The organism is Methylophilus sp. 3sh_L (assembly GCF_046766015.1).
Lineage (GTDB): Bacteria > Pseudomonadota > Gammaproteobacteria > Burkholderiales > Methylophilaceae > Methylophilus.
The window spans coordinates 157882-171735 of record NZ_JBKOUF010000004.1; the positions used below are offsets into that span (position 1 = coordinate 157882).

Here is a 13854-nt window from a genome sequence, read left to right on the forward strand (position 1 = left end):
ATGGCCTAGCGTTGCGGCATGACCCCTTTACGCAAGCGCGGATCCGCCCATGCGTAGGCAAGATCAGCCAATAAGTTGCCCACAAGTGTCATGGCTGAGCCTATGGTGAGTATGCCCATGACGACCGGGAAATCACGCATCATCACCGCTTCATAAAACAGTTTACCCATGCCTGGAATGGCAAAAATGGTTTCTGCAATCACCGAGCCGCCAATCAAGCCCGGCAGTGACAGGCCGACCAAAGTAATTAGTGGTAGCAGGGCATTGCGCAGAGCATGTCTATAAGTCACGACCCGGTCGCTCAAACCCTTGGCGCGGGCGGTGATCACAAAGTCCTGGCTCAGTACGTCCAGCATACCGTTTTTCACAAACATGGTGACGCCAGCGAGACCGGTCAATGCTGGAATGATGACAGGCAAGCACAAATGCATGAAGAGATCTTGTGATTTTTGCCAAGCATTGAGTTGGTCATAGTTGAGGCTATGTAGGCCCGAAATCGGAAACCAGGGGTGAATCACGCCTAGCCAGTACATCAGCAGTAGTGATAACCAAAATCCGGGGATAGAAAAGCCAATAAAGTTAAATAAGGTAATACTGCGATCTTGCCAATAACCATGCTTTTTGGCCGCCATCACCCCCAATGGAATCGCAAAACTCAGTGTCAGCAACAATCCAACAATATTCATCAGCAAGGTCACCGGCAGGGCTTCTTCAATCATGCCCTTGGTGGTATTGCCGTCTTTGTCCGTTTCTGACCAAAATACCGGTTTTTGATGGCTGGCAAACGAGTGACCAAAATCGAGGTGAACCATGCGCTCTAGCCATAAGCCATACTGCACGATAATGGGTTTATCCAGATGGTAAAGTTCACGCAGTTTTTGTCGTGACTCCTCTGAGGATTTGGGATCGAACGCAGATTCCGTACTGGTGATATCGCCAGGCGCCAGATGCATGATAAAGAATGAAATCAGACTGATGCCGATCAACATCGGGATCATCCATAACACACGTCTGATTAAATAACGCAGCATTGTTTATTCAGCCTGTATTTGCGCGCGGCGTAGCGGCGCCGGAATATACCATTTTTGTGAATCGTAGCCGACCCCCGCCGGTGGCACAGGATTCATAATCCCATGCACACGTTTGTGGATCGCAGTGAGCCCATACCCTGCAGACAGGTAAACCAAAGGACTGTCGTCATAAAGGATTTTGGCGAAGTCATGATAAATCTGCATGCGTTTTTGTGGGTCAAATTCAAGCCGCCCTTGCTCTAGCAGATGGTCTACTTGAGGATTGTTGTAGCCGATAAAATTGAATTGACCCGGATTCTGCTGACTGGAGTGCCAGATATTGTATTGGTCAGGGTCCAGACCGAGCCCCCAGCCCATCACCACGGCATCAAAATTGCCCGGTTTAATAAAGTTAGTCAATAAACTGGCCCATTCCAACGTGCGCAAGCGGGTATCAATCCCGACCTCCTTGAGTCTGCGTTGAATAATGACTGAAGTTTTCTCGCGCTGCTTGTTACCGAGGTTGGTCAAAATTTCAAAGGACAACTTTTGACCTTGTTTATCCACATATCCGTCGCCATCGCTGTCCGTGTAGCCTGCTTCAGCTAACAATTGCCTGGCTTTGGCTGGGTCGAATGCATAGGGTTGCAGTGTAGGATTGCTCCAGCGTGTGCCCGGCTTGTACGGGGAGGCAATCGCAATACCGAGGCCGAGATATACGCCGTCTATAATCTCTTGTTTGTCAATGGCATAGTTGATCGCTTTACGCACACGCACGTCATCAAAGGGTTTGCGCTTGAGGTTAAAGCCCAGGTAGGTATAACTATTCCCTAACTCTTTATACTGATTAAGCCTGGCCGCCAGGGCGGGGCGTGAGGGAATAATACGCGCATAGGTGATCGGATCCATGTTCATACTATCAATATGATCCGCCATGAGCTCCAGAAACTGGGCAGCTGGATCAGGGATCACACGCTCCACCACGGTTTCAATATTGGCCGGGCCCATGACCGACTTCGGGTTGCGGCTTAATTTGATGTATTCACCATGCCGCCACTCCTGAAGCTGGTAATAATGGCTGCCTAGCGGTTTTTGCCCAAAACTGGTGGTATGTATATCTTGTCCCGCCAGTTTGTGTTTGGGCAATACTTGCAAACTGGCCCAGCTTTCGAGCGCGGGCGCAAAGGGTTGCGAGTAGTGCACGATAAACGTTTGCGGGTCCGGGGCTTCTGCCTGAGTGACGAGCTGGTAATCAGAAGCATAGGGGCTATGTGTTTTTTCGTCGGTAATCAGCTGCCATGTAAAAAGCACATCCGCACTGGTAAGTGGCTTACCATCCGCCCATTGCAAATTGGGCTTTAGCCTGAACGTGATGGTCTTGTTGTCTTTTGCGACTTGCCAGGAAGCCGCTAATTCACCAGCCAGATCAAGATTCTGGTCATATTTGAGCAGCGAGTTAAACAGGTAACTGCCTATCGCCAGCGAAGCGGACTCACCGGCCACCATGCCGATCATGCTACTAGGGTCTGAAGGCATGGCGCTCATTAAGGTGCCACCGGCCTGTGGTGGGTATACTTGATCAAACACTTGTGTTGCCTGGTCAGGCGATTCTGGACTACAGGCTGACAGGAGACCAGTCAGGGTGAGAATCATCATTCCATGGAACAGCGCTCCCCAGCGATTGCTTTGCGGATTCTCATTATGAGACACAACATGCAAATTGAGCGGTGAGTGTGCGGTGCGCATGATAGGCTTGGTTAGTGTTTGCTGGCGTGACTTTTCTTGTGATTCGATGTGGTGTTCTTTTTCGCTGTCCCTGACGAAGAGCCGCTATGTTTGCTGTGACTGCTCGTTTTCTTGCCACTAGATTTTACGCTTGTTTTCGAGTCATGCGATTTCTCAGAGTTCCCTTTGCTTGATTTGCTGGCATGGCTTTCTGGTTTTTCAAGTTGTAACACCTGACCAACGGCCAGCTTTTTAGATTTGAGATGGTTCTGTTGCATAATTTGCTGGCTGCTGATGCCATAGCGCTTGGCCAGGGTGGATAAAGTCTCTCCAGATTTCACTTTATGCGAAATCGTCGTGGGTTTGCTGGGAGACTCTTTTTCTACCGGGACTTCTATCGGCAATTGCGCCATCGCCGCCACATCAATCGGCCGTGTCAGACCTGCAGATTCAACGCTCGCAGGCACCAACAAGGGGCGACGCACAATTAGGTTGCGGTTTGGCTTCAGGTTATTGGTCGCACTGAGCTCATAAATACTGATATCAAACTTGCTGGCAATGGTACCTAGGCGTTCGCCACGCTTAGGCTGGTAGCTGTGCCAATTAGACAGAGGCCGGTTATAGGCATTTAAATTTTGTGTGAAGTTGCTGGCTGCCCACGTTGGCAACAACAGCTTTTGATAACTGTTTTCGGTAATGAGTACCGGGCGCGTAAAGCTTGGGTTTAACGCACTAAATTCTTCCAGCGTTATCCCTGCCAACTCGGCCGCCAATTTTGCATCAATCTTGTTAGGGGCTTGTACGGTAGTAAAGTAGGGGCGGTTTGGTATCTCGTTGAGCGTCAACCCATATTGCTCAGGCCGGAAAATAATGTTTTTGATCGCCTGCAGCTTGGGCACGTAATTGCGCGTTTCATCCGGTAAAGACAGATGCTGGTAATCGGTAGGTAAGCCCAGGCGCTCGTTACGTTCAATGGCGCGTGCAACGGTGCCTTCGCCCGCGTTATAAGCTGCCAATGCCAAGTCCCAGGCGCCAAACATGGTGTAAAGTCTTTGCAAGTAGTTCAGTGCTGCCTGCGTAGCCGCAGTGACATCTTTGCGGGAATCTTTCCAGTAATTTTGCTTGAGCCCAAAGTCTTTGCCGGTGGAGGGGATAAATTGCCAGATCCCTGACGCCTTGCTGGTAGACAGCGCTTTAGGATTAAAGCCACTTTCTATCATAGGTAAGAGCGCAATTTCGGTGGGCATGCCTCTTTTCTCAACCTCCACCACAATATGGTAGAGATATTTTTTACTCCGCTCCAACATGCGTGAAACGTAGTCAGGGCGTGAGGCATACCATTGCTCATGTTTGTTGGTGTAGCTTGAATCGATGTCCGGCATGTTAAAGCCATCGCGCACACGATCCCACAAACTATTTTGTAAGGTCAGACTATCTTCAAACTGATAACTGGAGGTGTAGCCTTCGGTCCCTGATTCCCCATAGCTTTCGTCATAACTGCCATTGTCATCAGACATGGTAGCTGGTTCCACATATTCAGCATGTGCCAACCATGGCGAGGCTGAAAGTGCAATGCAGACGATGATTCTTTTAAAACGCATGACGGTAATACTTTATCCTGAGAGTGTTGTGTAAACCGCTGGGCGATACACATGGATTGCTAAATCCGGATGGCCATAGCAGCCGTGCCGATCTGGTTGAGATAGGCCTAACGCACACATGCGTTTTAAGGAGGACATCATTCTACGTTAAATTCGGGGGGAGACAAGCCCTTGCCAGCAGGCCCGGACTGTGCTTAAAGCTGATGTGTTTAGAAGTCATTGCGGCGGGTGCGAAGTTCGGTAAATACGTCTAGTGCTGAACGGGATTGAAACTCCGGGCGCTGGCGCAGCTGTTCGCAACGTAAAAAAGGATTGGTCGCCAGTTCTTGTGATAAAGGCGTTGGCAAACTGGGATGTTGCTGATTGCGTAACCACTGCGTTTTTTCGATGCGTTGGTGTAATGCGCGGTTATCTGGTTCTATGGTCTGCGCAAAAGCCAAATTGCGCGCGGTATATTCATGCGCCGGATAAATGAGCGTCTCAACCGGCAGCGCAGCAATCAGTTGTAGTGAAGCATACATTTGCGCGGGCGAACCCTCAAACAAGCGGCCGCAGCCTGCACCAAACAGGACGTCGCCGCTAAACAAATGCTGTTGGTTCACATAATAAGCCACGTGATCAAGCGTATGGCCCGGCAAGGCAAGCACTTCACAGCTTAAAATACCGTCTGGCAGCAGGCTGATGCTATCTCCAGCATGCACGGGGATCGTCTGCATGGTCTGATAGGAGGGGTGTGAACTGTCTGGGGCGTACACCGGGCATCGCCAATGTTGTTGCAAGCTGGCTGCGCCGCCCACATGATCAGCATGATGATGTGTGAGCAAAATACCTTTTAGTGTGAGATGGCTAAGACTTAACGCCTGCTCCACCACATTGGCATCGCCTGGATCGACTACCCACGCCAGCGCGCCAAACTGGATCAGCCAAAGGTAGTTATCGCTAAAAGCGGGCAGGGGAGTCATTGCTATACTTGCAGAACTTTTGTCCATCACGCATCATTGAAAAAATCATGATGCTTGTCAAGGGCGATTCCTTGACCAGTATTCCAGCGGTGTTTTAAGTGCCTGAGGAAATTTATCTTGCAATCAAGCCAGCCAGTGTTTTTTGAACAAATGCCTCTGGGGCAATATATTGTCGCGCGTGAAACGCCTATATACGCACAAGCTGTGGCAGACGTGTTCGGCTTTCATGCGCTGCAGATCGGCTGGCAAGCGCATGACCTGCTTGAGCAGTGCCGGATCCCTTATAAACACTCTTTGCAGCTGACGCCATCAGCCAATACATCATTATTATGTGAAAGTGAGTTCTTGCCATTTGCTGAAAATGCAGTCGATTTGGTCTGCATGCCGCATGTGCTAGAGCAGTGTGCGAATCCTCAGCAGACACTGCGTGAAGTGTTCCGAGTCCTGGTGCCAGAAGGCACCTTGATGCTAACCGGAGTAAGTCCAGCAAGTTGTTTGGGCATGCGCGCTAGGGTCGGGCAATTCAAGCAGGCTGGCAGATTCAGCCGGTTGTTTACCGCCTGGCGCATTCGTGACTGGTTAAATGTGTTAGGTTTTGAAGTGGTGCAAAGTGGTTATTTGATGCACGCTTTTCCATTCAATGACCCTGACTGGCTGGCACGTCAGGCTTGCCTGGAACGCTGGGGCGCCCGACTTTGCGGTATGAGTGGTGGCATTTATTTTTTGATTGCCAAAAAAAGAGTCCTCAATATCCGCTTGCTAAAACCGGAGTGGAAAAAGCTAGCGTTGAATCCGGCTTTGCAAGTAAGAAAAGGCCGCTCCAGCATACAAAAAAATGGGCAAAAGCAGTTAGAATGCGCGGATGTCGAATCAACAATGGATAGAAATTTACGCTGATGGTGCTTGCAAGGGCAACCCGGGTGTGGGTGGTTGGGGTGTATGGCTCAAGGCTGGCGAGCATGAAAAATCGCTCTACGGTGGTGAAGCATTGACTACGAACAACCGCATGGAGCTGACAGCGGTGATCCAGGGCTTGCAAGCGCTCAAGAAGCCTTCAAGTGTTAGGGTCTATACCGATTCCAGCTATGTGCAAAAAGGAATGACGGAGTGGCTGGCAGGCTGGAAACTCAAGCAATGGCGTACAGCGGATAAAAAGCCTGTTAAAAATGCTGACTTGTGGCAACAGCTCGATGACATCGCCAAACCTCACCAGATTGAATGGATTTGGGTGAGGGGGCATGCCGGTAATGCAGGCAACGAGCGTGCAGATGCGTTGGCAAATCAAGGTGTGCTGACTGTGGCAATGAGATAAGAATAGGAGTGCTGTTTAAATGAGACAGATTTTTCTGGATACGGAGACCACTGGACTCTATCCCGATCAGGGACACCGGATTATTGAAATCGCGGCGGTTGAGATGTTAAATCGCCGGCCGACTCAGCGCCATTTTCATTTGTATATCAATCCTGAGCGGGAGATTGATGCCGGTGCGCAGGAAGTGCATGGCATTTCACTGGAGTTCTTGCAGGATAAGCCGCTATTTGCGCAAATTGCACAGGATTTTATCGAGTTTATCCGTGGCGCAGAACTGATTATCCATAATGCGCCGTTTGATGTGGGCTTCCTTAACATGGAATTGTCCAGGTTAGGGATGGATCCGTTGGCATCTTTCATCAGTGGTGTCATCGACACCTTGAAAATGGCCAAGGAAATGCGTCCAGGGCAGCGGAATAACCTCGATGCCTTATGCCGTCACTACGGTATCGATAACTCGCAGCGGACCTTGCACGGTGCTTTGCTAGATGCCGAACTGCTTGCCGATGTCTACATTGCCATGACGCGCGGACAAGAAAGCTTATTGATGGAGCTTTCCACGCCTGAACAACAAACCACGGCGCAGAGCCATATCGAGGTCGACTTCTCTGCACTAAAGCGATTACAGCCGAGTGAAGAAGAGCTGGTCAGCCATCAGCAATATATTGAAAGTCTCAGCAAATCTGGCGCTTTGCCCTGGTGAAAATCGTCTTTTGTTGTGATTTGATGCGCGTCTGCGGCGTTTATTTACTGTTTAGATGCCTGATGCTTGCAGTAATATCAAAAGATATTTCAACGTTGTGAATAATTATTAAGCAGAGATTCTATGCACACAGACACCATTGTAGTCACTGGGGGCGCCGGATTTATCGGTAGCAATTTTGTCAATGCCTGGATAAAGTTGAAGCTGGGTAAGTTGGTCAACCTGGACAAGCTCACCTATGCGGGCAATATGGAGAATCTGGCGGAGATTAGCCACGACCCGGACCATGTGTTCATTCATGCGGATATCGGTGACCGCGCGGCGGTGAAAACCCTGCTGGAAACCCACAAGCCGAGGGCGGTGCTTAATTTTGCGGCCGAAAGTCATGTAGACCGCTCTATCCATGGTCCTGATGCGTTTATCCAGACCAATGTGGTCGGTACGTTTAACCTGCTTGAAGAGGTCCGCGCCTATTGGCAAGCACTGCCGGTAGAGTCACAACAGTCTTTCCGTTTCCTGCATGTGTCTACCGATGAAGTGTATGGCTCGCTGGGTCCGAATGATCCAGCTTTCAAGGAAACCAACCCTTACCAGCCCAATAGCCCTTATTCAGCCTCAAAAGCGGCCTCAGATCATTTGGTGCGTGCCTATCATCACACCTATGGCCTGCCGACCCTTACCACTAATTGCTCCAATAATTATGGCCCTTACCACTTCCCGGAAAAATTGATTCCGTTGGTAATTCATAACGCCTTGTCTGGCAAACCCTTACCGATCTATGGTAACGGTAGCAATATCCGTGACTGGCTGTATGTCGAAGACCACTGCAGTGCCATCCGTAAAGTGCTGGCTAAGGGCTTGCCTGGCGAGACCTACAATATCGGTGGCTGGAACGAGAAAACCAATCTGGACGTTGTACATACGCTGTGCGATATCCTCGATCAGGAACGCCCCAAAGCGCAAGGCAGCTATCGCGACCAGATTACGTTTGTCAAAGACCGTCCAGGCCATGACCTGCGCTACGCCATTGACGCCAGCAAAATCGAGCAGACCGTAGGCTGGAAACCACAAGAAACCTTTGATACCGGTATCCGCAAAACGGTGCGTTGGTATCTGGAACATGCTCAATGGGTCTCACGCGTCACTAGCGGCGAATATCAGCACTGGCTCAGTACAAACTACCATGAACGTGGCGAGGAGTTAGCATAATGGCAAGAAAAGGCATCGTATTGGCCGGCGGCTCCGGCACCCGCTTGTATCCAGTGACGCAAGTCGTCTCCAAACAACTGCTACCGGTATATGACAAACCCATGATTTATTACCCCCTGTCAGCCCTCATGCTGGCAGGCATCCGTGAAGTCCTGATTATTTCTACCCCGATGGACACCCCACGCTTCAAAGAACTGCTAGGCGATGGTAGCCAATGGGGCATGCGCATTGAATACCAGATACAACCCTCACCGGATGGACTGGCACAAGCCTTTATCCTCGGCGAGTCGTTCATTGGTAACGATACCAGTGCCTTGGTACTGGGTGACAATATTTTTTACGGACATGAGCTCGGTGAAATGGCTATGACTGCCGGTAAGCGCGAGCAGGGGGCCACGGTATTTGCTTATCCTGTCAATGACCCAGAGCGCTATGGTGTGGTTGAGTTTGATGCCAAGGGTGCTGCGATTAGTCTGGAAGAAAAGCCGGCCCATCCTAAATCGCGCTATGCGGTGACAGGGCTTTATTTTTACGATCAGCGTGTCGTTGATATTGCCAAGAACCTCAAGCCTTCGGCCCGTGGCGAACTGGAGATCACGGACGTTAATAAACATTATTTAGCGGCAGGTGATCTCAATGTCGAAGTCATGGGACGAGGCATGGCGTGGCTGGATACCGGCACGCACGAGTCTTTGCTCGAAGCCAGTGGCTTTATTCAAACCATCGAAAAACGCCAGGGCTTGAAAATTGCCTGTCTGGAAGAAATTGCCTACCGGCAGGGCTTTATTAATGCAGAGCAACTGGATAAGTTAGCCGACAAATATGCCAAGAATGGATACGGGCAATATTTGAAACTGATTTTAAAAGAACGGGTGTTTTGATGCAGGTGACTGCCACTAAAATTCCAGAAGTATTAATTCTAGAACCCAAGGTGTTCGGTGATGCCCGGGGGTTTTTTATGGAAAGCTTCAATGCGCAAGCCTTCAAGCAAGCCACGGATCTAGAGGTGACTTTCGTGCAAGATAACCACTCCCGTTCGGCCAAAGGTGTATTGCGTGGCCTGCATTACCAGATTCAGCAAGCGCAGGGCAAGCTGGTCAGAGTGGTTGCTGGGGAGGTGTTTGATGTCGCTGTCGATTTGCGTCAGAGTTCAGCGACCTTTGGACTATGGGAAGGCGTGCATTTAAGCGCTGAAAATCACCGTCAGCTCTGGATTCCACCTGGCTTTGCGCATGGTTTTGTGGTGCTCTCAGAAACGGCTGACTTTCTGTATAAAACGACAGATTACTATGCACCACAGCATGAAGCCTGTCTCAAGTGGGATGACACTACGATTGGCATAGACTGGCCGCTAGACTTTGCCCCTAGCTTGTCCGCCAAAGATCAGCAAGGACTCCCTTGGACAGAAGCCCCCAAATTTGATTAATTTGGATAACCTTTAATTAGACCTTGTGCCCACACATGAAGAAAATCCTGCTAACAGGTATCAACGGTCAGGTTGGACATGCCATTGCAGCGCAATTGCTACAACAGCGCATTACTGATGTAGAGCTTGTCAGTTGTACCCGCCAACAACTGGACCTTAGCCAGACAGAGCAGATCCGGCAAGTGATCAGGCAGGTCAAACCTGACCTGATTATTAACCCTGCCGCCTATACCGCGGTAGACCAGGCCGAAACCGAGCATGAACTGGCCTTTGCCATCAACGCCACGGCCCCACAAGTCATTGCAGAAGAAGCCGCACGACTGAATGCAGCGCTCATCCATTTCTCTACCGATTACGTGTATGACGGCAGCAAATCCAGTGCCTACCTTGAAACGGACGCAGTCAATCCGGTCAGTGTCTATGGCGCCAGCAAACTCGCTGGCGAGCAGGCAATTGCTGCGGTTGGCCTCCCACATCTCATCCTGCGTACCAGTTGGGTCTATGGTAGCTACGGCAAGAACTTCCTCAAAACCATCATCCGCTTAGCACAGAGTAGGGAACAACTACGCATTGTGGCGGACCAGCATGGCGCCCCCACGGCCGATATCGCCATTGCTGAAGCAGTCGCGCAATTAATTGAACGCTGGCAGCCGCTCAACCCTGAGCAAACCGGGATTTATCATTTGGTGAATCGAGGTGAAACCAGCTGGTATGGCTTTGCCAGTGAAATCATGGCGCAGTATCAAGCACGTGCAAAACAACAAGGCTGGCCAGCCTTAATGCTCAAAGAACTGCAAGCCATTTCATCTGCGGAATATCCAACGCCAGCCCGTCGCCCACAAAACTCAAGGCTGGTGAGTGATAAGCTGGCGCAAGTGTTTGGTTTGAGTTTACCTGACTGGGAGATCTCACTGAAGCGGGTGATGGCAAGCCTGAGTGATGTGGCGTACTAACTATAATCGAATGCGTCCGTCCAGCTATTGGGCGTTTCGTAAAGGCGTACTCTCTCCAGTTTAAGCTGATTACCGAAGGTATCACGATATTGCGCCTTGAGCAGCTTAAAGGCTTCAGCAGCCATGTTTTCGGCCGTTGGGATGGTCGGGAATACCACTGTCTTGTGGTTGGGCAGGCTATTTAGAAAGTCCAGTACCGCGGTGTCGCCGTGGTAAACCAGAAAAGCATGATCCCAGCGATCAACGATGGTTTCTCGGGCAATTCTTTTCACATCGGCAAAATCCATCACCATGCCATTTTCTGAGGCACGTTCCGCCTGGATGATTTGTCCAGACAATGTAATTTCAATTGCGTAGCGATGACCGTGCAGATTACGGCATTGACTTTTGTGATCAGGAATACGATGACCGGCATCGAATTCCAAGCGTGTAGTAATTTCCATCACGCCATTATATCAGCAACCAGGATTCACGCTGATGCGTGATTACCGATTGCAAATCATGCATTAATACAAATCATCAATATTCATCAATGCGTCTTCGTCGGCAGAATAGTGCTTATGACTTTTTTCATAGCTGCCATAGCCGCTATCAAAATCATCCACTTCATCGCCTGCAAAGTCTTCCAGCATTTGATCAATTTTCTTGAATTTGTCGTTAGGTGCTGCTTTTTGTAACATGATGATCTCCCATGACGTTATTCTGTTAACAAAACCTGTCAGTATTCAATCCCTTTGAGTAGTCTTTAGCATAGACTGTGCCAAGCATGGCAAAGGTTCCTTACAATAAGATTAACGGCGGATATTAAAAAAAGTAAAATAGCCCGATTCAGTAGAGAACAATCAAGCTAACACATTGTCTACAAAGGCATAACACAACCATAACTATCTGGAGAGATGCAATGCGCAGTTTTATATTGATGTTTTTAACCTTGGGGGGGATAACCATGGCCCAGGCTGATTGCTTACCATTTTATCAGCACCAGTTTAAGACCCTACAAGGTCAAACTGTCGATTTTTGTCAATTTCAAGACAAACCCGTGATCGTTGTAAATACCGCAAGTAAATGCGGCTTTACGCCACAATTTGAAGCGCTGGAAGCCATGTATGAGCAATATAAAGATAAAGGCTTGGTTGTGATTGGGTTCCCCTCAAACGATTTCCGGCAAGAACCTGGTAACAACAAGCAAATTGGCGACTTCTGTAAACTGACCTATTCTGTCAAGTTTCCGATGGTGGAAAAATCCAGTGTGACTGGGAGTAATGCTAATCCGTTTTACCAGCAATTGATTAAACAGACCGGCCAGGCGCCGCAATGGAACTTCTATAAATATGTGATTCTGCCAGGTGGCCAAAAGATTTACTCATTTAACAGCATGACCCGTCCTGAAAGTGATGAGATTCTGGGCAAAATCAAACCTTACCTCAAATAAAGCATCCACCTGATTTGACCGCAAGCTCTGCCTTAAAAATGGGCAGAGCAAGGTAAAACAAAACGATATAAAGTTTTTTTCATCTTTTCTTATCAAAGTCGTTGACAAGATATCTAGCCATCATTAATATGGCGCCTTCTTTGAATTGCACTGCAAAACAAAGAGCTGCAATACCAGAGATTCGGGGGTATAGCTCAGCTGGGAGAGCGCTTGCATGGCATGCAAGAGGTCAGCGGTTCGATCCCGCTTATCTCCACCAAGTGATTGAAAATATTGAATTTTTTTAAAAATAAATATTTCAATTATTTGAAAAACTGGTATAATGCACGGGTTGTTAAATTTCTTAGGTCCCCATCGTCTAGAGGCCTAGGACACCTCCCTTTCACGGAGGCGACCGGGGTTCGAATCCCCGTGGGGACGCCAAAAATCACTCAGTGATTTCTAGCATTAAATCAAAAGTAGCTAATCAATTTCTATAGCGTTAAAGCGCCTGCTTTAACGTGGTTTTATTTTAAATAAAATCTCGCATTCACTCTCAATACCTTAGTGGTCATGCTTTTGTAAGTTTTGCGTCGTCAATCTTAGCAATATTCACTCCTGACAGTTTTAATGCGATGTTAAAGATTTTGCCGCATCGGGCGTTAATGCTATTAACACGCCTCTTTAGTGGAAGCATTCATAAATATAAGGAAAAATATGCTATCAAAAATTATATTGCTCGCAGGGTGGATGATCTCCGTTGCAACATACGCAAGGGCGACAGATAAGATGTCTGTACCAGAGCCCGAGAGTATGAGTCTCATCGCAATTGGTTTAGGGCTTATTTGTGTGATCGTCGCGCGAAAAAAATAGTTAGATGTTGGCCTCAACGAACGGCCTCAAATAATCTTCTTTTTAAGAATACCTAAAGTTTTGTTTGATAGCCTCAAAGACTTGAGGAATGCTGTTTTACAGTAACATCACAGTAAAAAACCCGGCAATGCCGGGTTTTTATTTTGGGTAAGCGTTTATCCGCGGATATTACTTTGAGCCGAAAATTGCGATAACTCTACATATGGCTGTGGTTGCCAGCCTGCAGCACGATGCTCCGCCACCACATTAGTGAAGATGCCGCCACGGACATAAAACTTAGCCGTTACACGCATAAATTTCGGGTCAATGGCCGAGACGAGATCATCGAGGATCTGATTGGTGACGGCTTCGTGGAAGCAGCCCTCATTGCGGAATGACCACATGTAAAGTTTAAGACTTTTTAGCTCAACACATAGTTTGTTGGGGATATAGTCCAGATAGATCACTGCAAAGTCAGGTTGGCCGGTTTTGGGGCACAAACAGGTAAACTCGGGGATTTCCATATGAATATGGAAGTCTCTTTGCGAGTTTGGGTTGTCAAAGGTTTCCAGGGCTTTGGTTGGTTGTGCTGTGGGTTTTCCACCAAGTAAATGTTCGTTCATTGTGCGTATGTTTCGTCTTAAAATGGGTATTATACCGCTTAAGCTACCACTCAAATTCTAATAAGCG

The 13854-nt window shown here is 48.6% G+C and carries 16 protein-coding genes and 2 tRNA genes; 11 read left to right on the forward strand and 7 right to left on the reverse strand.

Going from position 1 to position 13854, the window contains the following annotated elements:
* Window positions 1–5: 5 nt before the first annotated feature.
* From ACIDF8_RS10220 to gloB, 4 genes are all read right to left on the reverse strand, one after another.
* Entirely contained in the window at window positions 6–1031 is a 1026-nt protein-coding gene (locus tag ACIDF8_RS10220) for an ABC transporter permease (protein ID WP_412010509.1), read from the reverse strand.
* Between the two features lie 3 nt (window positions 1032–1034).
* A complete protein-coding gene (locus ACIDF8_RS10225; protein WP_412010510.1) occupies window positions 1035–2666 on the reverse strand; it encodes a peptide-binding protein in 1632 nt (543 codons plus the stop codon).
* A gap of 101 nt (window positions 2667–2767) precedes the next feature.
* Window positions 2768–4336, reverse strand: coding sequence for a transglycosylase SLT domain-containing protein (locus ACIDF8_RS10230; RefSeq protein WP_412010511.1), 1569 nt, complete (start codon window positions 4334–4336; stop codon window positions 2768–2770).
* A gap of 209 nt (window positions 4337–4545) precedes the next feature.
* Window positions 4546–5298 carry a hydroxyacylglutathione hydrolase gene (gene gloB, locus ACIDF8_RS10235; protein ID WP_412010512.1) on the reverse strand — a complete coding sequence of 251 codons (753 nt, stop codon included), beginning with the start codon at window positions 5296–5298 and terminating at the stop codon, window positions 4546–4548.
* Between the two features lie 117 nt (window positions 5299–5415).
* Here gloB and ACIDF8_RS10240 point away from each other — a divergent pair, with 117 nt between their 5' ends.
* The 7 genes from ACIDF8_RS10240 (at window position 5416) to rfbD (ending at window position 10901) form a co-directional block, all read left to right on the forward strand.
* A complete protein-coding gene (locus ACIDF8_RS10240; protein WP_412010513.1) occupies window positions 5416–6195 on the forward strand; it encodes a class I SAM-dependent methyltransferase in 780 nt (259 codons plus the stop codon).
* On the forward strand, window positions 6161–6610 hold the full coding sequence (gene rnhA, locus ACIDF8_RS10245) for a ribonuclease HI (protein WP_412010514.1): 450 nt from the start codon (window positions 6161–6163) through the stop codon (window positions 6608–6610). The genes ACIDF8_RS10240 and rnhA overlap by 35 nt, the downstream gene beginning before the upstream one ends.
* Before the next feature lie 19 nt (window positions 6611–6629).
* On the forward strand, window positions 6630–7313 hold the full coding sequence (gene dnaQ / locus ACIDF8_RS10250) for a DNA polymerase III subunit epsilon (RefSeq protein ID WP_412010515.1): 684 nt from the start codon (window positions 6630–6632) through the stop codon (window positions 7311–7313).
* Window positions 7314–7436: 123 nt separating this feature from the next.
* Window positions 7437–8522, forward strand: coding sequence for a dTDP-glucose 4,6-dehydratase (rfbB, locus tag ACIDF8_RS10255; RefSeq protein WP_412010516.1), 1086 nt, complete (start codon window positions 7437–7439; stop codon window positions 8520–8522).
* Entirely contained in the window at window positions 8522–9403 is an 882-nt protein-coding gene (gene rfbA, locus ACIDF8_RS10260) for a glucose-1-phosphate thymidylyltransferase RfbA (protein ID WP_412010517.1), read from the forward strand. Before rfbB ends, rfbA begins: the two co-directional genes overlap by 1 nt.
* Window positions 9403–9948, forward strand: coding sequence for a dTDP-4-dehydrorhamnose 3,5-epimerase (rfbC, locus tag ACIDF8_RS10265; protein WP_412010518.1), 546 nt, complete (start codon window positions 9403–9405; stop codon window positions 9946–9948). Before rfbA ends, rfbC begins: the two co-directional genes overlap by 1 nt.
* 35 nt (window positions 9949–9983) lie before the next feature.
* A complete protein-coding gene (rfbD, locus tag ACIDF8_RS10270) occupies window positions 9984–10901 on the forward strand; it encodes a dTDP-4-dehydrorhamnose reductase (protein WP_412010519.1) in 918 nt (305 codons plus the stop codon).
* On the opposite strand, the gene queD is transcribed toward rfbD, so the two are convergent.
* Together queD and ACIDF8_RS10280 are read right to left on the reverse strand one after the other, a co-directional pair.
* The gene (queD, locus tag ACIDF8_RS10275; protein ID WP_412010520.1) at window positions 10898–11344 is read right to left on the reverse strand and encodes a 6-carboxytetrahydropterin synthase QueD; all 447 of its coding nucleotides are present in this window, start codon (window positions 11342–11344) and stop codon (window positions 10898–10900) included. The genes rfbD and queD overlap by 4 nt on opposite strands.
* Before the next feature lie 63 nt (window positions 11345–11407).
* Window positions 11408–11581, reverse strand: a complete 174-nt coding sequence (locus ACIDF8_RS10280) for a hypothetical protein (protein WP_412010521.1) — start codon at window positions 11579–11581, stop codon at window positions 11408–11410.
* A 239-nt stretch (window positions 11582–11820) separates the two neighbouring features.
* On the opposite strand from ACIDF8_RS10280, the gene ACIDF8_RS10285 reads away from it, so the two are divergent.
* The 4 genes from ACIDF8_RS10285 to ACIDF8_RS10300 all read left to right on the forward strand — a co-directional run bounded on the left by ACIDF8_RS10285 (window position 11821) and on the right by ACIDF8_RS10300 (window position 13185).
* A complete protein-coding gene (locus ACIDF8_RS10285; protein ID WP_412010555.1) occupies window positions 11821–12333 on the forward strand; it encodes a glutathione peroxidase in 513 nt (170 codons plus the stop codon).
* Between the two features lie 183 nt (window positions 12334–12516).
* Window positions 12517–12592 (forward strand) — tRNA-Ala (locus ACIDF8_RS10290).
* An 88-nt stretch (window positions 12593–12680) separates the two neighbouring features.
* Window positions 12681–12756: transfer RNA gene (locus tag ACIDF8_RS10295), tRNA-Glu, on the forward strand.
* Window positions 12757–13101: 345 nt separating this feature from the next.
* Window positions 13102–13185, forward strand: coding sequence for a PEP-CTERM sorting domain-containing protein (locus ACIDF8_RS10300; RefSeq protein ID WP_412010556.1), 84 nt, complete (start codon window positions 13102–13104; stop codon window positions 13183–13185).
* A gap of 155 nt (window positions 13186–13340) precedes the next feature.
* On the opposite strand, the gene queF is transcribed toward ACIDF8_RS10300, so the two are convergent.
* Window positions 13341–13787 (reverse strand): preQ(1) synthase, encoded by a 447-nt coding sequence (gene queF, locus ACIDF8_RS10305; RefSeq protein WP_412010522.1) that lies wholly within the window; start codon window positions 13785–13787, stop codon window positions 13341–13343.
* Window positions 13788–13854 lie beyond the last annotated feature (67 nt).

Excerpts from the sequence above, each read along its gene's own strand:
- ACIDF8_RS10220 (WP_412010509.1), bottom strand. The coding sequence starts at position 1,031 with ATGCTGCGTTATTTAATCAGACGTGTGTTATGGATGATCCCGATGTTG.
- ACIDF8_RS10225 (WP_412010510.1), bottom strand. The coding sequence starts at position 2,666 with ATGATGATTCTCACCCTGACTGGTCTCCTGTCAGCCTGTAGTCCAGAA.
- ACIDF8_RS10230 (WP_412010511.1), bottom strand. The coding sequence starts at position 4,336 with ATGCGTTTTAAAAGAATCATCGTCTGCATTGCACTTTCAGCCTCGCCA.
- gloB (WP_412010512.1), bottom strand. The coding sequence starts at position 5,298 with ATGACTCCCCTGCCCGCTTTTAGCGATAACTACCTTTGGCTGATCCAG.
- rnhA (WP_412010514.1), top strand. The coding sequence starts at position 6,161 with ATGTCGAATCAACAATGGATAGAAATTTACGCTGATGGTGCTTGCAAG.
- dnaQ (WP_412010515.1), top strand. The coding sequence starts at position 6,630 with ATGAGACAGATTTTTCTGGATACGGAGACCACTGGACTCTATCCCGAT.
- rfbB (WP_412010516.1), top strand. The coding sequence starts at position 7,437 with ATGCACACAGACACCATTGTAGTCACTGGGGGCGCCGGATTTATCGGT.
- rfbA (WP_412010517.1), top strand. The coding sequence starts at position 8,522 with ATGGCAAGAAAAGGCATCGTATTGGCCGGCGGCTCCGGCACCCGCTTG.
- rfbC (WP_412010518.1), top strand. The coding sequence starts at position 9,403 with ATGCAGGTGACTGCCACTAAAATTCCAGAAGTATTAATTCTAGAACCC.
- rfbD (WP_412010519.1), top strand. The coding sequence starts at position 9,984 with ATGAAGAAAATCCTGCTAACAGGTATCAACGGTCAGGTTGGACATGCC.
- queD (WP_412010520.1), bottom strand. The coding sequence starts at position 11,344 with ATGGAAATTACTACACGCTTGGAATTCGATGCCGGTCATCGTATTCCT.
- ACIDF8_RS10280 (WP_412010521.1), bottom strand. The coding sequence starts at position 11,581 with ATGTTACAAAAAGCAGCACCTAACGACAAATTCAAGAAAATTGATCAA.
- ACIDF8_RS10285 (WP_412010555.1), top strand. The coding sequence starts at position 11,821 with ATGTTTTTAACCTTGGGGGGGATAACCATGGCCCAGGCTGATTGCTTA.
- ACIDF8_RS10300 (WP_412010556.1), top strand. The coding sequence starts at position 13,102 with ATGTCTGTACCAGAGCCCGAGAGTATGAGTCTCATCGCAATTGGTTTA.
- queF (WP_412010522.1), bottom strand. The coding sequence starts at position 13,787 with ATGAACGAACATTTACTTGGTGGAAAACCCACAGCACAACCAACCAAA.